Origin of the sequence: Fulvimarina manganoxydans, from assembly GCF_900176465.1 — a bacterium.
In the GTDB taxonomy this organism is placed as follows: Bacteria; Pseudomonadota; Alphaproteobacteria; order Rhizobiales; family Rhizobiaceae; genus Fulvimarina; species Fulvimarina manganoxydans.
Genome location: NZ_FWXR01000026.1, coordinates 1 through 19,391, shown reverse-complemented (window position 1 = coordinate 19,391; position 19,391 = coordinate 1). Strand labels below are relative to the sequence as shown.

The window sequence follows — 19,391 nt, the reverse complement described above, 5'->3', positions numbered from 1 at the left end:
TTGTCGCAGGCAGGCCGGACCACCGGAACCGCCGTCCCGGCTTCGCGGTTTTCTCCTTCAAAAGAACCCAAAAGACACGAAGAGAGGAGACGCCGCGAAGCCATGGATGCGCGCCTTGCCCACCACGCAGAACTCTATGGCCTCTCGATCGTCGATCCGGCCTGTTTCGAGATCGAGCGCCATCGCCACGGCAAAGGCCATCGCATCTGCTTCACCTCCGGCGAGACGATCCGCGACAAGGAGCTGCGCGCCCGCGTCAAGCAACTGGTCCTGCCACCGGCCTGGAGCGAAGTGCGTATCTGCATCTCGGAGACCGGCCATATCCAGGCGATCGGCCGTGACGAAAAGGGCCGACTGCAATATCGCTATCACGATCGCTGGGCCGATGTGCGCAATGCGGTGAAGACCGAGCGGCTCCTGCGCTTCGGCCATGCGCTTCCCGCCTTGCGGGCGCAGGTGGCGCGTGACATGCGCCGGCGCACCACCGATCAGCGCATGACGGCCGCCACCGCGACTCGCCTCATCGATGTCGCCATCATGCGGCCCGGCCACGAGAAATATGCCGCTGATGGCGGTCGGGGCGTCGCCTCCTTGCGCAAACAGAATTTGCGCATCGTCAAGAACCGCGTCGCCCGGCTGAAATTCGTCGGCAAGTCCAACAAGGAACATGAGATCACGATCGAGGACAAGCGCCTCGTAAACGCGCTGAAGACCGTGCGCAAAGGCAAGGGCCAGCGTCTCTTCCGCTTTCCCGGCAAGAAGCGCAAGACACGGGAACTCAACGCCAATATCCTCAATAGCTATATGCGCGAGGCGGCCGGGGCACGGATTTCGGCCAAAGATTTCCGCACCTTTCACGGCTCGGCTGAAGCCTTACGCTTCTTGATCGAAGAGATCGGGACCAGCGCCGATACCGAGCCCAAGCGCAAGCGCGCGGTCGCCGCAGCCATGCGCCAGGTTTCCGAGCGGTTGCGCAATACGCCGGCCGTCGCCCGCTCGTCTTACGTCCACCCACCCATTCTGGAAGCCTTCGAGGCGGGAGATCTTTCCCCGGACCTTTTAAAGGGTCGCTCTCGCGAGGGCCTGTCGCGGGAAGAGACCGGCCTCATGCGTTTCCTCGAACGGCGCTGAGCTTTATCGATCCCAGAACGAGCAAGGACGAGCCACCCCTCTGAAATAAGCGAGGATAGGCTCAGTGCCGATCGTCTTCTCGTCCTGCCCCTTCCCATCGGGCTCTTCCGTGACCACGTGACAAGCCCAAGCGCCGCACCATTTGCAGCCCTAAACGGACTTGCTGTCTCACGAGCCCTTGCCTCTCCAAGCAAGCGGGCCGGGTCGAGGCAACGCCATCCATTCGCATGAGAGGATTTTGATCATGTTCAAACGCCTTGCCCTTGCCGCGGTGATCACGGCCGGCTTCGCAAGCGCAGCCTTTGCCCAGGGCACCGAGCCCTCGGGCGGCGAAACGAGTGGACAGGAGACCCTGCGCGTCGGCATGTCGGGCGGCTATTTTCCCTTCACCTTCGTGCGCCAGGACGAGCTTCAGGGTTTTGAGGTCGACGTCATGAATGCGGTCGGCGAAGAGACCGGCCTCGATGTCGAATTCGTCACCATGTCCTTTTCCGGCCTGATCGGCGCGCTGGAATCGAACCGCATCGACACGATCGCCAATCAGATCACCATCACGCCGGAGCGCGAGGAGGCCTTCCTCTTCACCCAGCCTTATGTGATCGACGGCGCCCAGGTCGTGGTCAAGGCCGGCAATGAGGACACGATCACCGGCCCCGAAGACCTCAAGGGCAAGACCGTCGCGGTCAATCTCGGATCGAATTTCGAGCAGCTTCTGCGCGACCTTCCCTATGCCGGCGAGATCGACATCAAGACCTATGAGTCCAATATCGAGCAGGACACGGCGCTCGGCCGGGTCGATGCCTTCGTGATGGATCGCGTCTCCTCGGCGCAGGTCATCAAGGAAAGCCCCCTACCCTTGGCGCTCGCCGGCCAGCCCTTCAGCGAAATCCGCAACGCGCTGCCCTTCCGCAAGACGCCCGAGGGCGAGGCCCTGCGGGATAAGGTCGATGCGGCGCTGACGACGCTGAAGGAGAACGGAACCTTGAGCGAGATCTCACAGAAGTGGTTCGACAGCGACATCACCACGACGCCTGGCGAGGCGGGCTCCGCTGCTGGCGCTAAGGCCGAGGCCGCCGCGGAGTAAAGCCATGCGGGCACTCGATCTCGACTATATGCTGGGTCTGGTGCCCGTCATCCTCGGCTATGTGCCGCTGACCCTCTTCATGGCGGCTGTCGCCATGGTGCTGGCGCTCCTTCTCGCCTCGCTGATGGCGGTCGAGCGCGTCATCAAGGTGCCGGTGCTCGATGGCTTCGTGCGCCTCTTCATCAGCTTCTTTCGGGGCACGCCGCTCCTCGTCCAGCTTTTCCTCTTCTATTACGGCCTGCCCCAGATCTTCGCCTTCCTCACGCAGATCGACGGGGTGACGGCGGCGATCATGGGCCTCACCCTGCATTTCTCCGCCTATATGGCCGAGAGCATCCGGGCCGCGATCGTCGGCGTCGACCGCAGCCAATGGGAAGCCGCGGAATCGATCGGCATGACGCGCGGCCAGATGATGCGGCGTATCATCCTCCCCCAAGCCGGCCGCATCGCCGCCCCGACATTGGTCAATTACTTCATCGACATGATCAAGAGCACCTCGCTTGCCTTCACCCTCGGCGTCACCGAAATGATGGGCGCCGCCCAGAAGGAAGCGGCCGGCAGCTTCCGCTATTTCGAAGCCTTTCTCGTCGTCGCCATCATCTATTGGGTCATGGTCGAGCTTCTGTCCCAGGCGCAGAGACAGCTTGAAGGCCGGCTGAACAGGGCATTTGCGCGATGATCGACATTCGCGGACTGACCAAGCGCTTCGGCCACCAGACCGTTCTGGACGGCATCGATCTGTCGATCGAAGCAGGCGAGCGGGTCGTCGTCATCGGCCCCTCGGGCACCGGCAAATCGACGCTGCTTCGCTGCATCAATTTCCTCGATCGCCCAGATTCCGGCACGATAAGGCTCTCCAATCTCGGCGTCGATGCAAAAGCCGCAAGCCGCGCCGACATCCTCGCCTTGCGCCGCCGCACGGCCTTCGTCTTTCAGAATTATGCGCTTTTCGCCAATCGCACCGCCAAGCAAAACATCATGGAAGCGCTGGTGACCGTGCAGAAGCAGCCGAAGGCGGAGGCCGAAAAGCGGGCGCTGGCAATCCTCGCCGAGACCGGCCTTTCCGAGCGCGCCGACTCCTATCCAGCGGCGCTCTCCGGCGGGCAGCAGCAACGCGTCGGCATCGGCCGCGCCATGGCGATCGGCGCCGAGCTGATGCTCTTCGACGAGCCGACCTCGGCGCTTGATCCCGAATGGGTGGGCGAAGTCCTCGATCTCATGCGCCGTATCGCCGAGCGGCGCCAGACCATGCTGATCGTCACCCACGAAATGCAGTTCGCCCGAGAAATCGCCGACCGCGTCCTCTTCATGGATGGCGGCCGGATCGTCGAGGAAGGCCCACCAGATGCGATCTTCGAAAATGCGACGGACCCGCGCACTCGCGCCTTCCTCAAACGCGTGAGATCGGACGGCTCAGCGTGATACGAAACCCGTTTGATCGCTTCGCGATGACGGATCTCAACACGCTCAGGCGCCGCGCGGGCTTTGATACGGTATCGGCGTGATCAGCCGGATGAGAAGTCTGGCCGCGCCCAAAATCAACTCGATGAAATTACTTGGGAAAATGGTCGGAGCGGCGAGATTCGAACTCACGACCCCCTGAACCCCATTCAGGTGCGCTACCAGGCTGCGCTACGCTCCGACTGGGCGGAACCCTTAGAACCAACGGCTTTTGCGCGCAACCCTTTTGATCGGAGTGTCCGCATAAAGTTGAGACGGACGGCAAAGCGGGGCCTTAGGCTGCCCCGCCCATTTGCGCTGTCTGAGGGTCTTCCGCCCTCAAGCCGCCCGTCTTTCGACGAAGGCCGGCTGCTTGCCAGCCGATCCCGGGCGCTGATTTTCCGGCTTTGTCCGAAAACGGCCGAGAAGGCTCGTCAACTCGTGCATCTGGGACAGAAGCTGATGGCAAGCGGCGGTCGCCTCTTCGGCCATGGAGGCGTTCTGCTGGGTACCTTGATCGATCGAGCCGACGGCGACGTTGATCTCGGCAAGGCCGGTCTTCTGGACGCGGGCCGCCTGGACGATCGCTGCGACATGCTGATCGATCTCCTGGACCTCGGAGACGATCACCTGCAGCGCGTCGCCGGTTTGCCCGACAAGCTCGACACCCTTGTGGACCTGATCGCTCGAGCGGGTGATGAGATCCTTGATCTCCTTGGCCGCGCTCGCCGAACGTTGCGCGAGTTCGCGCACCTCCTGGGCAACGACCGCAAAGCCGCGTCCGGCCTCGCCGGCGCGTGCCGCCTCGACCCCGGCATTCAGGGCAAGAAGATTGGTCTGGAACGCAATCTCGTCGATGACGCCGATGATCCGGCCGATCTGTCCGGACGAGGCCTCGATCTCGCCCATCGCCGCAACGGCGTTGCGCACGACGTCTCCCGAGCGCTCGGCGCCGCCGCGCATTTGGGTGACGAGAGTGCCCGCCCCTTCGGCGCGTTTGGTCGAGTCGGCGATGGCGGAGGTCATTTCCTCAACCGTGGCCGCCGTCTCTTCGACGGATGCCGCCTGCTGCTCAGTTCGGCCAGCCAGCTCGTCAGAAGCCGTGCGGATCTCCGCCGTCGACACCGCCAGCGCGTCCGCGGTGTCGCGAATGCGCTCCATCGTATCGGCCAGAGCGTCCATGGATTGATTGAAATTAGTCTTGACCGCTTCGAGTTCTTGGGGAAAGGGGATGGAGATACGCTTGCTCAAATCGCCCGCAGCTAGGCCCGCGAGGCCGTCGGCCAATGCGCGGACGGCACGGACACGAGGCGTGACATCCGTCGCGAATTTGACGATCTTGATGACCCGGCCTTTCGGGTCGAGAACCGGATTGTAGGAGGCGGAGATGAACACGTCCCGTGAGTTCTTGCCGATCCGGCGAAATTCGTCGGCGACCGCCTCGCCGCGGCGAAGCTTTTCCCAGAAGGCGCGATAGGCGGGCGAAGCTGCCTCTGCGGCATCGACGAACATCGAATGATGCCGCCCGACGATCTCATCCCGCCCGTAACCGAGCGCTTTAATGAAATTGTCGTTGGCTTCGATGATCGTCCCGTCAGGCGAAAATTCGATGACCGCCTGAACCTTTCCGATCGCCGTGACCTTGGCGTTGGCGTCGATCGACCTCAAACGGCGCGCGGTGATGTCCGAGGCGAATTTGACGACGCGTATGACGTGCCCCTTCTTATCGAGGATCGGATTGTAGGTCGCTTCGATATGAACTTCGCGACCGCCCTTGGCGTAGCGAATATATGTCCCGGAATCGAACTCGCCTCGCCTTAACTTCTGCCAAAATGCTTCATAGGCCGGTTGCCGGGCGTCGTCCGGGTCGACGAAGACTCGATGATGCTGGCCGATGATTTCCGACGCTTCATAGCCAAGGGCTCGGCAGAAATTGGCGTTGGCGCGCAGGATCGTGCCGTTCGGATCGAACTCGATGATCGCAAGCGAACGATCCAGCGCCTCGAGAATAGCCGCGCTATTGGAGAAGCCATCAACTGCGCGACTTTTTGAAAACAACGCCATCTTTGCCCCTTTCAAGAGACAGTGTCCCTGGCTAGTGCCCCGGCTAAGGGTTGCAGCCTCACAAAACTGTCATAAGGCGGAACAATTAAATGGCGTTTAAGATTGATCTCAATCGAAAGTTTTCCTCAGTTTTACTGAGTAATGTCATTCTCAATTGGAGATTATATCGCCATGCTATTGAATTAAGCCGAACCCGTATCCCGGGATTTTACTCAGTATCAGGATGGAAGAATGCGGTTCTTGATGGATGACCTGTGACCCATGCGCGTAGTCGATGCCGCCACGCCCGCACCAGCCAGGACAAGGCCGGCAGCCTGAAGAAGGTTAAGCGTCTCACCAAAAAGTATGAGAGCCATTAGTGCCGTTACGCCAGGCGTCAGATACATGAGCGAAGCCACTTTGGAGACGGCGCCCTCGCGAATGAGGACGAGCATCAGAAAAATTGCGCCGATCGAGAGCACCAATGTCAGCCAGAGAAGAGCGAAGACGAGCTCGCCCGTCCATTCGATCCGCCGGGTTTCGATGGTGAAGGCCAGAAACAGGGTGGGAATGAGCGCGCCGACATATTGAAGGGCCGTCGACGCCCTCAAGTCGGAGCGCTGGACGAAGCGCTTCTGCCAGACGATCCCGAGAGAGATGGCGATCGCCGCGCCGACGACAGGCGCGAGCGTTAAAAGAGCGAGGTCGCCGCCGGCCTCGAATTTCGGCGCAACGACGAGCGCGATCCCGGCAAGCCCGAGACACAGACCCACGCCATGGCGCGGGCTGACCTTCTCGCCGAGGAGCGAAGCGGCGATGAAGGTCGTCAGGATCGGCTGAAGGCCGACGATCAGGGCGGCGATCCCGGCATTCAGCCCATGCCGGATCGCAAAGAAGACGCCGCCGAGATAGGCGCCGTGAATGAGGCTGCCCGCGATGATCGAATGCAGAGCCTGGCGCCCCTTCGGCCAGGTGACGCCGGACAGCGCCGCCAGGCCGGACAGAATCGCCAAGGCCAAAGTGAAGCGCAAGGCGAGAAAGGTGAAAGGCTCCGCATAGGGCATCGCATAGCGAGCGCCGATGAAACCGGTCGACCAGAGCAGAACGAAAAGCGGCGGAAACAGCCCGATGAAGCGAGCCATGGCGGGGCATCCCAATGATGAGCTGAGCGAGCGAAAGGCGGGAACAGGATCGGGGTGTAAGCGGCCTCGCCCGCCATGTCGAGCCGGCCGCCGATTTGCATGGCTCGCCGCAAGCGCCTATCGCAGGCCTCGTGCGGCTCGCATCGAGCCCGCGCACCCTTCCCCTCGTCTCACCGGGCCCATGCAGACCAGCTTCGACATCATCGTCCCGATCTTCGGTCTCATCGCGATCGGCACTCTGGTCGCCTATGCCGGGCTCTTGTCGCATGCGGTGGGCGAGGGGCTCGCCCGTTACGTCTTCGTCATCGCCGTTCCGGTGCTTTTGTTTCGAACGCTCGCCCAGGTCGATTTCGGCGACGCTAATCCCGTCTATCTCTGGCTCGCCTATTTCGGATCGGCGGCGATCGCCTGGACGCTCGGAACGCTCCTCACCCGGGCCTTGACACGATGCGACCATCGAACGGGGGTCATCGCGGGCATCTCGTCGAGCTTTGCCAATACGGTCTTCGTCGCGATCCCGACCCTCGACCGGGCCTATGGGGAGGCCGGCCTCGAGCCGCTGCTCCTCATCATCTCCATCCACCTGCCCCTGATGATGATCGCCTCGACGCTTCTCGTCGAACGGGCCGTCGTGCTCGACGCCAAGGACAAGGGCGAGCGCCGGCGCACGATGAGCGTCCTGGAGACGGCCAAGCGCGTCGGGCGCAATCTCATCACCAATTCCATTGTCATCGGCATTGTCTGCGGGCTGTTGTGGCGCGCGACGGGCTTTACGTTGGAAAGCCACCTGAACGAGATCACGCGGCTGATCGCCCAGACCGCCGGGCCGGTCGCGCTCTTTGCCCTCGGCATGTCGCTGACGCGCTACGGACTTCGTGGCGATATCCTCGCGTCGTCGATCGTCACGTTCATTTCGCTGGTGGTCCAGCCGGCGATCGTCTGGCTGGTGACGACGCGCCTCGGCCTGCCCGATCTTTGGGTCAAGGGCGCGGTGCTCACGGCGGCCGCGCCGGCCGGCGTCAACGCTTATCTCTTCGCGACCTATTTTCAGGTGGGCGAGAAGCTGGCGGCGACCACGATCCTCTTGTCCACCATGCTCTCGGTCTTCACCTTGAGCGCCTGGCTTCTGATCCTGTCGCCGACCTGAAGAGGATTAGCGCCTCATACGAAATCCGTTTGATCGCTTCGCGATGACGGATTTCAACATGCTCAAGCACCGCGCGGGCTTTGATACGGCACCGGCCTGATCAGCCGGATGCCGTATCAAGCCGTGCAGACGGCCGGCGCCAAGCGGCTGTCGGCCGGCAGAGGGGCCCAGTCGAGATCGGCAACGGATTCCGGTGAGAGCGCGGCGGGATCGCTAACAATCGCGGACCGATTGCCCTGGCAATCGACGAGCATCGGCAATTGGCGCGTCGCGGCCCGCCGCTCCATGAAAACGAGATCGACGAGAACCGTGCCGGGCAGAGCCTCGTTGCGCATGGCACCGCCACGATCGACGGCGACGATGCGCTCGGTGACCGGGACGACATAGGTCCAGGGGCGCCAAAGATTGGATTGCGGCAATTCGTCGATCACGGTGAGCCGCTCCGGCAGGGCGCCCTCCGTGCGCGAGGCCCAGGAATAATCGCCCCAGACGGCGAAGGCGATCAGCGCGCAGGCGATGGAGGCCGGCAGCGCGATCTTCGGAATTCGGCCGCCAGAGAGCTTGCGGGCCAGAAGCACGAGGCCCGCAACACCGAAGGCCAAGGTGATCGCGGCGATGAGTTCGAGAGCCATGGGGAACCGATCGGAATTGGCTTCGAGCGAAATGCGATCAATCGGGATCGCCATTTCGCTCTCAGTGTTTGTTCTGACGCATGATGTGATCGGAAAAGTCATGCAACTTTCCCGCATCATGCTCTTAGAATGCCGTCCTGCCTCGATGAAAACAAAGAGGCGCTGGGACGACAATGGCCCGACCGGTGGTCCGGCGGGCCATTGTCTTGGTCAAAGGATCTTACATCCTCAAAGGCTTTCTAGTGAAATCAGTGGCCGGTTGCTGCCCCTGCTCCACGGGGCACACGGATCGATTCCACGAGCTCCTGGATGTGGGCCGGCGGCTCACGCGTCGCCAGGGACACCGCATAGGCACTGGCGAAGTTGAGGAGCGCGCCGATGGCGCCGAAGGCGGCCGGCGAGATGCCGAGGAACCAGCTGGCCGGCGTATCGGCAAAGCTGTTGGTATCCGGCAGGAAGAACCAGCCCTTGTAGAGGAAGATGTAGATCACCGTCGACAGGAGGCCGACCAGCATGCCGACGACCGCACCGCGATTGTTGATGCGGGTCGAGAAGATGCCCATCATCAGAACCGGGAAGATCGAGGCTGCCGCGATACCGAAGGCGAGCGCCACGGTCTGGGCCGCAAATCCAGGAGGATTGAGACCGAGATAGGTGGCCACCGCGATCGCGACCGCCATGGCGATACGCGCCGCCAGGAGTTCGCTCTTCTCCGAGATGTTCGGATTGATCGCGCCCTTGATGAGGTCGTGAGACACCGCGCCGGAGATCGCCAGCAGGAGACCCGCCGCCGTCGAGAGCGCCGCGGCAAGACCGCCGGCCGCCACGAGGGCGATCACCCAGCCCGGAAGCCCTGCGATTTCCGGATTGGCGAGGACGAGGATATCATTGTTGATGTCCAGCTCCGAACCCTGCCAGCCGCGCTCGGCTGCCTGCTCGGCAAAGGCCTGGTTCTTCTCGTTATAGAGCTGCATGCGGCCATCGCCGTTCTTGTCGGTGAAGGCGAGAAGCCCCGTGGTCTCCCAGTTCTTCATCCATTCCGGACGGGCTTCATATTCGAGAGCCTGACCCTCGACGCCGTTCGGGAAGACGGTGTTGATGATGTTAAGGCGCGCCATCGCACCGACCGCCGGGGCCGTGAGATAGAGAAGCGCGATGAAGACCAGCGCCCAGCCCGCCGAATAGCGCGCATCGGAGACCTTCGGCACCGTGAAGAAGCGGATGATGACATGGGGCAGACCCGCCGTGCCGATCATCAGCGTCAGGGTGAAGAGGAAGAGGTTGAGCGTCGAGCCCTGCTGGCCGGTATAGCTGGCGAAACCCAGCTCACCGAGGATCTGGTTCAGCGTTGCCAAGAGCGGCTGGCCGGAGGCCTCATAGGTGGAGAAGAGGCCGAGCGGCGGCAGGACATTGCCAGTCAGCTGCAGCGAGATGAAGATCGCCGGGATCGTATAGGCCAGGATCAGCACGATATACTGCGCGACCTGTGTATAGGTGACGCCCTTCATGCCGCCGAGCACCGCATAGAAGAACACGACCGCAGCACCGATCAGAAGACCGGCGGTGTTGGAGACTTCCAAGAAGCGCGAAAAGGCGACGCCGACGCCGGTCATCTGCCCGATGACATAGGTCACCGAGGCGACGATCAGGCAGAGAACGCCGATCAGGCGGGCCGTCTTCGAATAGAAGCGGTCGCCGATGAATTCCGGCACGGTGAACTTGCCGAACTTGCGCAGATAAGGCGCAAGAAGCAGAGCCAAGAGAACGTAGCCGCCGGTCCAGCCCATCAGATAGGCAGAGTTGTCATAGCCGGTGAAGGCGATGAGACCCGCCATCGACAGGAAGGAGGCCGCCGACATCCAGTCGGCCGCCGTCGCCATGCCGTTGGTGACGGGATGGACACCGCGATTGGCGGCGTAGAAGTCGCTCGTCGTTCCGGCCCGCGCCCAGAAGGCGATACCGATATAGAGCGCGAAGGTCGCACCGACGAAGAGAAGATTAAGGTAATATTGATCCATGATTGTTCGGCCCGCGATCGATCAGTCTTCGGAGACGTTGTACTTCTTGTCCAGCTTCGTCATGCGCCAGGCATAGAAGAAGATCAGGACGATGAAGACGAGGATGGAGCCCTGCTGGGCGAACCAGAATCCGAGATCCGTACCGCCCACGGGGATACCGCTCAAAAGCGGACGGAACAGAATCGCGCAACCGAACGACACGAATGCCCACACGATGAGACATCCGGTCACGAGTCGAATATTTGCTTTCCAATAAGCGTGAGCGCTGAGATCTTCCGATCCCGCGCCGGTCTGAGGCGAAGCCATGTTTTTCCTCCCATAGCACACCTCTCCTTTACCATGAGGCCCCGCGCCCACGACAATTCCAGCTTTGGTCTTATGCCCTTCGGTGGGTGCGGGCGGGCGCATACGAAAACGGACCGCCAGGGGTCTGGCGGCCCTTCTTTCACGAGGGACGGTTTTGCGCGAGACGGCCACGCCCGAAAGCGGGCCGACACATCACCCGGCCGGATGGTGGCGGCGCGCGTCGAGGGCCGCGGCTAAGAGCGCAACGCCGGAAGTCGCGAGCGAGATACCGATAACAAGGCCGACGGACCAGATCGCCGTCATGGGCAAGTTGAAGACCAGAAACAGGGCCAGCGCGATATCGACGACGCCGGAAATCGCGATCAGCCAAAATCGCCCGGTCGAGACCCGCAAGAGGCGCGCGATCGCCAGATTGCCGAGGCCCGACAGCAGGAAGAAGAGGGCCAGAACCCAGGTCAAGGTGATCGAGCCGGCGAACGGATCGGCAATGATCACGACGCCCAGAACCAAGGCGAGAAGCGGTAGGAGAATATGCGACCAAGAGCCCGCGCTGCGCCAGCTTCGAAAGGTCGCGACCAGGCCCAGGACGCCGCCCATGATCAGGAGCCAGCCGAAGAAGAGCGTCGTCGCCAGGGTCGCCGCCCAAGGGGCGAAAAGCGCCAGGGTTCCGATGACGGTCATCAAGGCGCCCTGAAGGGCATAGGATTTCCAGTGCTCGTGCAAAGGCCCGAGCGGATTGACGGGCCCGCGAGCGTCTGGCCCGCGACCGATGGAGAGATCAGTTTGGGACATGGCTCCGGCTCCTTTCGAAAATCACCGGTCGAGCGCCATTGGGATCAATGGCCCGACCGGGGCGATGCGAGGTGACAAACGCCGTCTCGTACGCCGGATCGTTTCGAAAGAAACCATTTGGAGAGGAGCCGGTTCCGGGCGGCTTCCATGACATTTCGGACAGATTTGCTCAGTCGGTATATGCGGTCCGCGACAGGCTCCGCGAGACGTCGACGAGCGACTCGCACAAAGCTTCGAGCGACAAGCGTGCATGATCGTCGATAAGCGCGCCCTTCGCGTCGAACGCATCCGAGGCGTTGGCGACCGAGCACTGGGTCGTCAGCACCTCCGACCCCAAGGCGCGCATGACTAGACGCAGTGCCTCCAAACCGTTGGAACCGCCGAACCGGCCGGGAGAGGCCGAAGCCAGCCCCACCACAAGGCCCTTGAAGGGCTGAACGGGACGGCCATCGATCTTGCGCACCCGGCTGACCCAGTCGATCGTGTTCTTCAGCAAGGGCGGGATCGACCGATTATATTCTGGCGAGATCAATAGAAGCGCATCCTGCCGCATCAGTTGACGCGCCAGAAGCGAGGCGTTTTCCGGAATGCCCTGGCCACTCTCCTCGTCGCCGTCATAGATGGGCAGCGGATAATCGGCGAGATCGAGGAAGGCGACGCTCGCATCGGTGCGCGCGAGTATCCGCATCGTCTCATTGGCGACCAGCCGATTGAGGGAGGCCGAGCGGTTCGAACCTGGAATGATCGCGATCTTCGGGTTCACGCGTTGCCCTCGTTGGCCCGGTCCGTGCCGCGCCGATCCTGATCATAAATCCAGACCCGGGCCGGCGGAATGTTGTTCCAGACAATGTCGCTGGAATCGACGGTGAAGACACCTTCCACCGGGCGCACGGGCGGCGACCACATATAGGAAAGCTGGGTGAGATTGCCGCCGGGCAGAAGCCGCTTGAAATATTGGCGGAACAGAGCCTGCCGCTTCTCCTGCGCCATGGAGACGATCGGAATGGCGAAGAGGATCGCGGCAAAGCGCGTGGCGCCCTGATCCTTCAAGGTCTTGTCGAGATCGAAGCCATCGCCTTGAATGACATTCACCTCCCGAAAGCGCGTCTTGAGGGCGTCGGCGAAATCCCGGTCATATTCGATCGAGGTGATCCGGGCCGGATCGACGCCCTTTTCCAGAAGCGCGCGGGTGACCGCCCCAAGACCGGGTCCAAGCTCCAGCACCGGCCCGTCCAGCTCAGTCGTCGCCTTCTCCACCATCATCCGGCAATAGGCGCGGCTCGACGGGGCGACGGCGCCCATGGCGATCGGGTGCCGGACCCATGTGGCGAAGAAGCGGGCCATATCGCCCTTGTCGCCGTCGCGTGCCAGGACTTCCGAATTATCCGCCATCGGCTCAGCATCCTTTTCTTCGAGCAACGTCAATCGGGGGGCGAAAGGCGCGAGAGGCGCGCCGATCGCTTCCGCGTTTAGTCCTTGCGATAGACAAGCACCCGGGCCGGCGGAAGGTTGCGCTTGATCCAGGGGCTCGTCTCGATCGTCGCCCCGATCCGCGCCGGTTTCACCGGCAGAGTGAGCGCGTAGGAAAACTGGATGAAGGGCCGACCGGCCGCCATGCGCGCGAGCGGCGCGCCGACGACGATCTCGCGCTGCAGGTCGGGCTTGGTAAAAAGCGGCAGCCCCGAGACCACGGCCTCCAGCCGCCGGCCATCGGCGTGGCGCTCGATCTCGGCAGCCACCTGATAGGCGTCGCCATGGGTCACCTTCGCCTTCGGAAAGCGAGCCCTTAGGAGAACGCAGAACTCTTCGGAATATTCCACGAGATGGAGCGAGGATTCCGGCACGCCCCGCTCGATGAGACATTGGGTGACGACGCCGGTGCCGGGGCCTAGCTCCAGCACCATGGAGCGCTCGTCGAACTGCGCGGGGTCGGGAACATAGCCGGCCATGGCGCGGCCGAGCGCTTTGGAGGAGGGCGAGACCGCGCCCATGACGAGCGGGCGACGCAGCCAGGTGCGGAAGAAACGGGCCTCGTCGCTGACACGCCTCGTGTCGGTTCTGCGCTTCGATCGACGCTTCTTTTCAGGCGGCACGACGGGATTCGTCTCCAGGTTCAACAACGGCCATTCCTCTTCCCGGACCCGCACGATTCCACTCTGGGATCGGCTGAGGTCTCCTTGCCGAATTCCCTTGACGCTTTGACGACAGCCCCCTTTCGGGCGGATGGCGCCCCGCCATTCAGGCGCGAGGCGAATCGAGCTCACGGCGTTTCGACCCTATATGGCGCAGTCCTCGCCGAGCGTCATAGGATTTCAGCGGAAAATGTCACATTCTCTCAAGGAGCGGCAGGGGAAGAGGTGTTCGATCGTCATGACACTGGCGCAAACCCCTTTCTAGGAGGGAGCGCCAGTACGTCATGTCAGTCGCTCAACCCTTCGAAGAACTCCTTCATGCGCGAGAAGAAACCGTTCGATTGCGGTGAGTTTTCGTGGGAGCCGATCGCATCGAACTCTTCGAGCAGCTCGCGCTGGCGGCGGGAGAGGTTCTGCGGCGTCTCGATCGCCACCTGGATGAAGAGATCGCCCGTCTGCGGCGAGCGCAGGACCGGCATGCCCTTGCCCTTCAGGCGGAACTGCTTGCCGGTCTGGGTGCCCTCGGGCAGCTTCACCCGCGCCTTGGAGTTGTCGATCGTCGTCACCTCGAAGGAACCGCCAAGCGCCGCCTTGGTCATGGAGACCGGCACTGTGCAATAAAGATCGGCGCCGTCGCGCTGGAAGAATTCGTGGGGGCTGACCGACAGGAAGATGTAAAGATCGCCCGCCGGACCGCCGCGAAGCCCGGCCTCGCCCTCCCCGGCCAGGCGAATGCGCGTTCCATCCTCGATACCCGCCGGAATATTGACCTGCAGCGTACGCTCTTCCGGTAGGCGCCCGTCGCCGCCGCATTTGCCGCATGGATCGGTGATGACCTGGCCTCGGCCCTGACAGGTCGGGCAGGTGCGCTCGATGGAGAAGAAGCCCTGGGCGGCGCGCACGCGCCCGACGCCGGCGCAGGTCGGGCAGGTTTTCGGACTGGTGCCGGGCTTGGCCCCCGATCCGGTGCATTCGTCGCATTGGATCGTCGTCGGCACGGAGATGTCGGCGGTCTTGCCGGCAAAAGCCTCGGCAAGGCTGATCTCCATATTGTAGCGAAGATCCGATCCACGCTCGCGACCCGACGTGCCAGAGCGGGCCCGGCCGCGACCGCCCATCATCTCGCCGAAAATGTCGTCGAAGATATCGGCCATGGAGGAGGCGAAATCGCCCCGGAAGCCGGCGCCCCCCTGGCCGCCATTCTGGAAGGCGGCATGGCCGAAGCGGTCATAGGCCGATCGCTTCTGCGGGTCCTTCAGGACCTCATAGGCCTCGCCCAATTCCTTGAAGCGCGCCTCGGCATCCTTGTCGCCCGGATTGCGATCAGGGTGATACTGCATGGCGAGCTTGCGAAACGCGCTCTTCAGCGCCTTGTCGTCCACGTCGCGGGACACGCCGAGCGTCTCGTAGTAATCGACCTTCATTCACACTTTCCACACATCTGCCGGCGGATCGCCGCGCATGCCGTTTTCGGCTGCTGCAGCTTGACGCCGTACCCTCAAGACGGTCGACCGGAGCGGTGCGGCGAACGCAGGCCCTCGGCCTTGTCGAAAAACCAATCTCCATCCGGCTCCATGGCTTCTTCCGCCCGAGTGAAAGACAAGACGAGCCGATCCAGAATGGATTGCGTCACGATGTAGTGACGATGGGCGGGCGATACCATAGGCGGGCGTGGAATCAAAAAGATCGGCTGGCATCAGAGCGCTGCTGCGGGGCCGGCCGACAGGCCTCATGCCAGCGAACGAAAGATTTGACCCGTCTGCTCGAACCCCGTCCGGCGAGGTGCTCAAACGCGGCTGGTATCAGGCCGAGGCCCCGGCCGGCGACACCGCCTTGCTGCGCTCGCCACGCCCCTTGATGAGGCGCCCCAGCCCCGGCTCGACGAAGCGCTGGGAGAGCATGGCAACGGCGATGGTGCTCAGCATGGGCAAGAGCGCGAAGACATAGAAGTTCACCCCGTCCACATGGACGAGATAGCGCGACCACAGGACGGTGAAGAACAGGAACTCCATGATCGGATGCCAGATATAGACGCCGAAAGAGGCGCTGGTCACGCGCATCAAGGGGTGAAGCGCAGCGGTGGATTCCGGCCGCGCGGTCTCGGCGAGCGCGGTCGCGGTCAAGGAGAGAGCGATCAGCGCGAAAGGCACGAACCAGGGCGCCTGCAAGAGCATGGCGACCACGGCGAGCCCCAGAAGACAAAGGCCCGGCCCATGGGAGCGGATATCGACGAGGCGTCGGTAGACGATCTGCGCGATCAGCCCGCCGATCATGAAGTCGGCAAAGGCCCGATAGGCGCCGAGCGTATCGGCATTGGTCCAGTGTCCACTGGGAAAGACATCGGCGGCCGAGGCGATTTCGAGCCCGACGAGATAGGCAAGGATCAGCAACGCCAGGCCCATCATCCCGCGGGCCCGCAGGGTGATGACGATGAGCGGGAACATGGCATAGGAGAAGAATTCAGCCGAGACCGACCATGTCACATAGTTGAGATTGAGCGTGTTGGTCACCCCGAGCGCGTGAATGGCGGCCAGATGATAGGGCAAGGCCGCCAGTTCTTCGGCATAGGGATAATGATGGGCGCCGATCGCCCAGGCAAAGACCGCGACGGCGGCAAAGAACATCGTGGTGACGAAATGCAAAGGATAGAGCCGCGCCACACGCCGCCTCAGAAAGCGCGCGAAGTCCCCCGGGCTCGCGATGCGCGTCGCATAGCGCTCGGTGATCACGAAGCCCGAGATCATGAAGAACATGTCGAGAAGCGGCAGAAGGCGCCGCATGAAATCGGCTGCCTCGACACCGCCGACGGGCGCCCAGAACAGATAATGATAGGTCATCACCAGAAGCGCCGCCGACATGCGCCAACAGTCGAAGAGGCGGAAATACAAATCGCGACCCTCGCTGGCTGATCACCCCGGACAGGACACTCCATAAGGACTCCTATCTTTTCAGACCAAATCAAAACACCGGGTGCAACTGCATGGTTATTTTATAGTAAATAGGGATGAATTGAAGAAAATTGGGTGGGAGGCCGCCAGCTTGTGCATCGTCTTCACGGGACAAAGCATGGCGCGGGACCCAAGCGACCATGAAGGCTGGCCCGAAATCGACCGCGCCACCCACGCGCTCTCCTCGCAGCCGTTCCGATAAACGTCGCTTCGATCAGCGATCCGAAACGGGTGCGGTGTGCGACGAGACACCGGGAAGGCGTCTCCCCCTATGGCCCTCATCGACATGCCCCCCTATCTGTCCGTCTAACGAGACGGCCCTGGCGGGAGGGCGCCGGGCTGGTGGCCTCGACCCACGACAGCGTCGTCGAGGCGTGCCGAGCCTTTGACGAGAGAAACGCCGGGCCCCAAGCGCCGATCAAATGCGACAGCCGGCCGAGCGGACAAGGAAGAGGCGAGCGCGATGCGCCAAAGGGAAGCCGAACATCCATTCTACCGGCCTTTGTGGGTGCGCATCGTGCTCACGACCGTCCTTTGCCTCTGGTGCCTCGTCGAATGGATGAATGGCGAGGCCTTTTGGGGGGTCCTCGTCGGCGCGGCCTCGCTCTGGGCGATCTGGACCTTCTTCATCACCTACCGCCCCGAGGAGCCACTCTCCGCGCCCGAAAAGACCTCCGAGACCCCGCCAGACGAATAGGCCGCGCCCGCGCCATTCGCCCCTCCCGCGCTTGACTGTCGTGTTGTCTTCAAGGCTCCGGTGTTATACGGATTTCGAAACGATCGGCCCCATAGCTCAGCTGGATAGAGCAACGGCCTTCTAAGCCGTAGGTCCTAGGTTCGAGTCCTAGTGGGGTCGCCAATCTGCAAAATAGTCACGTTTGAAGTTGACAAGTCACCAGAGATCATGATGTCTCAGGGCTTGTCACTTACCCCTCTTTCTCTGGAAATCATACATTCTGCGGCGGTGACTTCGAGTCCCCAGTCAACTCACCATGTCTCATACAATGTCACGTTATAGCTGGGTATCTCAGTAGCGTGACATACAACAGACATACGGAAGGCTGCCTCCCGCATTTTGTATGTCATGAGGCAAACGATGAACGATCTGCGTTTCGCACAGCTCAAAGCCATTCGCCCGACCGGAAAGGTTCAACAATTTTTCGACGGGGGCGGTCTCGTGATGCGTGTCACGGGGCAAGGCAAAATGACGTGGCGTCTGGAATACCGTTTTGACGGTGAGCGGCGCTCTCGATCGCTGGGGCTATTCCCTGATGTCCCGCTCGCGGAAGCTCGTGAGATGCGAGATCACGTCCGCAATCAGATCGCTCGGGGAGAAGACCCTGATGCGGTCGTCGAGGCGCCCGCTGCTGAAACCACCTTCGGCGAGATCGTTGCGTATTTCATTCAGAACCTCGTCGATCAAGAAATGTCCGATGCGACCCTCCAGAAGAATCGGTGGCTCCTCCTCGATTTGGCCGGTCCGCTTCACTCGCGGCCGATCGCCAAGGTCCGAGCCGGGGATATTATACCGCTGATTCAGGAGCAGATCGTCCGCGGCAAGCGTGAGACAGCCAAGCGCCTCCGCAGCCGTATCGCTGCGGTTTTCGATCTGGGCATTGTCATGGAGGTCTGCCAGGGCAATCCGGCAATCGCTCTGCGCTCGATCGTCCCGAAAGCAGAAGTTAAACATACCGCTGCGATTACGGAGGAGGCTGAATTCGGCACGCTTCTGCGCACTATTGACAACTATCCAAATTCTACGATTCGAAACCTCTTGAAGATGCAAGTTTTATGCTACACGCGACTGGGAGAAATGAGGATGTCGCGCTGGGAGAACATTAATTTCGATGAGAAAGTCATGCTCGTCCCGAAGGACATCGTAAAGGTTCGGCGGGAGCATCAGGTTCCGCTCAGCCGACAAGCGATTGCGATCTTAGCGGAGCAACAGAAAATCAGTGGCGGGTCAAACCTCGTGTTCCCCCAGCTTCGTAAGCGGGATAAGCCACTTAGCGAGAATGCCGTGAATAACGCGCTCCTTGCTATGGGGTACGGTGGGGACATTCATACGGCCCATGGCTTCAGATCATCTGCTTCGACGATCCTCAACGAACGTGGATTCCGCCATGATGTGATCGAGGCCAGCTTGGGACACGTTGAGTCTAATGCGGTCCGTCGTGCCTATAACCGTGCCGTCTATTGGAAAGAGCGTGTGGAGATGGCGCAGGCATGGGCCGATTTATGCGACAAATTCCGCGGGAAGGTTTCCCGTCTCGCTGAGATCGAAGAATCTCTATGATCTTCTTGCGTTATTTTATGAACGGAGAATTAAATCGAATTTAAACAAAATATTGGATTGCGTTATGAATGGGCTTTTATGATTTTGTGTTGATTGATGGATCCAGATCATCGCCGTTATTATCCGTCGGACGCCTCGCCCTGCCCCTACCGGCTGGTCCAGAGTGGCTCTTAAAGCCCATCCGGAGTGACGTTGCCCCTGTGGCTTGATCCAGGTTGAAGTTCGTTCTGGCCGATCAATAAGGACCAGAACATGAAGCGCAGCCGTTTCTCCGAAGAGC

At 61.7% G+C, this 19,391-nt stretch carries 18 protein-coding genes and 2 tRNA genes; 8 read left to right on the top strand and 12 right to left on the bottom strand.

What is annotated here, in order from left to right; all coding sequences use genetic code 11:
* The first annotated feature begins 102 nt into the window (after nt 1–102).
* The 4 genes from B9A15_RS19830 (at nt 103) to B9A15_RS19815 (ending at nt 3,637) form a co-directional block, all read left to right on the top strand.
* A complete protein-coding gene (locus tag B9A15_RS19830; RefSeq protein WP_084412279.1) occupies nt 103–1,131 on the top strand; it encodes a DNA topoisomerase IB in 1,029 nt (342 codons plus the stop codon).
* Between the two features lie 244 nt (nt 1,132–1,375).
* The gene (locus B9A15_RS19825) at nt 1,376–2,215 is read left to right on the top strand and encodes an amino acid ABC transporter substrate-binding protein (protein ID WP_084412270.1); all 840 of its coding nucleotides are present in this window, start codon (nt 1,376–1,378) and stop codon (nt 2,213–2,215) included.
* A gap of 4 nt (nt 2,216–2,219) precedes the next feature.
* Nucleotides 2,220–2,894 carry an amino acid ABC transporter permease gene (locus B9A15_RS19820; RefSeq protein WP_084412268.1) on the top strand — a complete coding sequence of 225 codons (675 nt, stop codon included), beginning with the start codon at nt 2,220–2,222 and terminating at the stop codon, nt 2,892–2,894.
* A complete protein-coding gene (locus B9A15_RS19815; RefSeq protein ID WP_084412267.1) occupies nt 2,891–3,637 on the top strand; it encodes an amino acid ABC transporter ATP-binding protein in 747 nt (248 codons plus the stop codon). Before B9A15_RS19820 ends, B9A15_RS19815 begins: the two co-directional genes overlap by 4 nt.
* Before the next feature lie 143 nt (nt 3,638–3,780).
* Here the strand turns inward: B9A15_RS19815 and B9A15_RS19810 are convergent.
* From B9A15_RS19810 to B9A15_RS19800, 3 genes are all read right to left on the bottom strand, one after another.
* Nucleotides 3,781–3,857 (bottom strand) — tRNA-Pro (locus B9A15_RS19810).
* 137 nt (nt 3,858–3,994) lie between these two features.
* On the bottom strand, nt 3,995–5,719 hold the full coding sequence (locus tag B9A15_RS23680; protein WP_084412266.1) for a methyl-accepting chemotaxis protein: 1,725 nt from the start codon (nt 5,717–5,719) through the stop codon (nt 3,995–3,997).
* Between the two features lie 218 nt (nt 5,720–5,937).
* On the bottom strand, nt 5,938–6,840 hold the full coding sequence (locus B9A15_RS19800; RefSeq protein ID WP_084412265.1) for a DMT family transporter: 903 nt from the start codon (nt 6,838–6,840) through the stop codon (nt 5,938–5,940).
* A gap of 181 nt (nt 6,841–7,021) precedes the next feature.
* Here B9A15_RS19800 and B9A15_RS19795 point away from each other — a divergent pair, with 181 nt between their 5' ends.
* Nucleotides 7,022–7,987 (top strand): AEC family transporter, encoded by a 966-nt coding sequence (locus B9A15_RS19795; RefSeq protein ID WP_084412264.1) that lies wholly within the window; start codon nt 7,022–7,024, stop codon nt 7,985–7,987.
* A gap of 116 nt (nt 7,988–8,103) precedes the next feature.
* Here the strand turns inward: B9A15_RS19795 and B9A15_RS19790 are convergent, their stop codons facing one another.
* The 9 genes from B9A15_RS19790 to B9A15_RS19750 all read right to left on the bottom strand — a co-directional run bounded on the left by B9A15_RS19790 (nt 8,104) and on the right by B9A15_RS19750 (nt 16,755).
* Nucleotides 8,104–8,673, bottom strand: a complete 570-nt coding sequence (locus B9A15_RS19790) for a hypothetical protein (protein WP_084412263.1) — start codon at nt 8,671–8,673, stop codon at nt 8,104–8,106.
* Between the two features lie 194 nt (nt 8,674–8,867).
* Nucleotides 8,868–10,637 carry a sodium:solute symporter family protein gene (locus tag B9A15_RS19785; protein WP_084412262.1) on the bottom strand — a complete coding sequence of 590 codons (1,770 nt, stop codon included), beginning with the start codon at nt 10,635–10,637 and terminating at the stop codon, nt 8,868–8,870.
* A 21-nt stretch (nt 10,638–10,658) separates the two neighbouring features.
* Nucleotides 10,659–10,943, bottom strand: coding sequence for a DUF4212 domain-containing protein (locus B9A15_RS19780; protein ID WP_084412261.1), 285 nt, complete (start codon nt 10,941–10,943; stop codon nt 10,659–10,661).
* Between the two features lie 192 nt (nt 10,944–11,135).
* Nucleotides 11,136–11,735, bottom strand: coding sequence for an HdeD family acid-resistance protein (locus tag B9A15_RS19775; protein WP_084412260.1), 600 nt, complete (start codon nt 11,733–11,735; stop codon nt 11,136–11,138).
* A 169-nt stretch (nt 11,736–11,904) separates the two neighbouring features.
* Nucleotides 11,905–12,498 carry an NADPH-dependent FMN reductase gene (locus B9A15_RS19770; RefSeq protein WP_084412259.1) on the bottom strand — a complete coding sequence of 198 codons (594 nt, stop codon included), beginning with the start codon at nt 12,496–12,498 and terminating at the stop codon, nt 11,905–11,907.
* Nucleotides 12,495–13,127, bottom strand: coding sequence for a class I SAM-dependent methyltransferase (locus tag B9A15_RS19765; RefSeq protein ID WP_084412342.1), 633 nt, complete (start codon nt 13,125–13,127; stop codon nt 12,495–12,497). The genes B9A15_RS19770 and B9A15_RS19765 overlap by 4 nt, the downstream gene beginning before the upstream one ends.
* 77 nt (nt 13,128–13,204) lie before the next feature.
* Nucleotides 13,205–13,852, bottom strand: a complete 648-nt coding sequence (locus B9A15_RS19760; protein ID WP_425292974.1) for a class I SAM-dependent methyltransferase — start codon at nt 13,850–13,852, stop codon at nt 13,205–13,207.
* A gap of 302 nt (nt 13,853–14,154) precedes the next feature.
* The gene (gene dnaJ, locus B9A15_RS19755; protein WP_084412258.1) at nt 14,155–15,291 is read right to left on the bottom strand and encodes a molecular chaperone DnaJ; all 1,137 of its coding nucleotides are present in this window, start codon (nt 15,289–15,291) and stop codon (nt 14,155–14,157) included.
* Nucleotides 15,292–15,669: 378 nt separating this feature from the next.
* On the bottom strand, nt 15,670–16,755 hold the full coding sequence (locus tag B9A15_RS19750; RefSeq protein ID WP_244557046.1) for an acyltransferase family protein: 1,086 nt from the start codon (nt 16,753–16,755) through the stop codon (nt 15,670–15,672).
* Nucleotides 16,756–17,278: 523 nt separating this feature from the next.
* On the opposite strand from B9A15_RS19750, the gene B9A15_RS19745 reads away from it, so the two are divergent.
* From B9A15_RS19745 to B9A15_RS19735, 3 genes are all read left to right on the top strand, one after another.
* Nucleotides 17,279–17,512, top strand: a complete 234-nt coding sequence (locus B9A15_RS19745; RefSeq protein ID WP_084412257.1) for a hypothetical protein — start codon at nt 17,279–17,281, stop codon at nt 17,510–17,512.
* 85 nt (nt 17,513–17,597) lie between these two features.
* Nucleotides 17,598–17,674 (top strand) — tRNA-Arg (locus B9A15_RS19740).
* A 237-nt stretch (nt 17,675–17,911) separates the two neighbouring features.
* Complete coding sequence (locus tag B9A15_RS19735; RefSeq protein ID WP_170923376.1) at nt 17,912–19,111, top strand: tyrosine-type recombinase/integrase; 1,200 nt, start codon at nt 17,912–17,914, stop codon at nt 19,109–19,111.
* The last annotated feature ends 280 nt before the right edge of the window (nt 19,112–19,391 follow it).

Excerpts from the sequence above, each read along its gene's own strand:
- B9A15_RS19765 (WP_084412342.1), bottom strand. The coding sequence starts at position 13,127 with ATGGCGGATAATTCGGAAGTCCTGGCACGCGACGGCGACAAGGGCGAT.
- B9A15_RS19830 (WP_084412279.1), top strand. The coding sequence starts at position 103 with ATGGATGCGCGCCTTGCCCACCACGCAGAACTCTATGGCCTCTCGATC.
- dnaJ (WP_084412258.1), bottom strand. The coding sequence starts at position 15,291 with ATGAAGGTCGATTACTACGAGACGCTCGGCGTGTCCCGCGACGTGGAC.
- B9A15_RS19780 (WP_084412261.1), bottom strand. The coding sequence starts at position 10,943 with ATGGCTTCGCCTCAGACCGGCGCGGGATCGGAAGATCTCAGCGCTCAC.
- B9A15_RS19825 (WP_084412270.1), top strand. The coding sequence starts at position 1,376 with ATGTTCAAACGCCTTGCCCTTGCCGCGGTGATCACGGCCGGCTTCGCA.
- B9A15_RS19815 (WP_084412267.1), top strand. The coding sequence starts at position 2,891 with ATGATCGACATTCGCGGACTGACCAAGCGCTTCGGCCACCAGACCGTT.
- B9A15_RS19785 (WP_084412262.1), bottom strand. The coding sequence starts at position 10,637 with ATGGATCAATATTACCTTAATCTTCTCTTCGTCGGTGCGACCTTCGCG.
- B9A15_RS23680 (WP_084412266.1), bottom strand. The coding sequence starts at position 5,719 with ATGGCGTTGTTTTCAAAAAGTCGCGCAGTTGATGGCTTCTCCAATAGC.
- B9A15_RS19735 (WP_170923376.1), top strand. The coding sequence starts at position 17,912 with ATGAACGATCTGCGTTTCGCACAGCTCAAAGCCATTCGCCCGACCGGA.
- B9A15_RS19790 (WP_084412263.1), bottom strand. The coding sequence starts at position 8,673 with ATGGCGATCCCGATTGATCGCATTTCGCTCGAAGCCAATTCCGATCGG.
- B9A15_RS19820 (WP_084412268.1), top strand. The coding sequence starts at position 2,220 with ATGCGGGCACTCGATCTCGACTATATGCTGGGTCTGGTGCCCGTCATC.
- B9A15_RS19800 (WP_084412265.1), bottom strand. The coding sequence starts at position 6,840 with ATGGCTCGCTTCATCGGGCTGTTTCCGCCGCTTTTCGTTCTGCTCTGG.
- B9A15_RS19745 (WP_084412257.1), top strand. The coding sequence starts at position 17,279 with ATGCGCCAAAGGGAAGCCGAACATCCATTCTACCGGCCTTTGTGGGTG.
- B9A15_RS19795 (WP_084412264.1), top strand. The coding sequence starts at position 7,022 with ATGCAGACCAGCTTCGACATCATCGTCCCGATCTTCGGTCTCATCGCG.
- B9A15_RS19775 (WP_084412260.1), bottom strand. The coding sequence starts at position 11,735 with ATGTCCCAAACTGATCTCTCCATCGGTCGCGGGCCAGACGCTCGCGGG.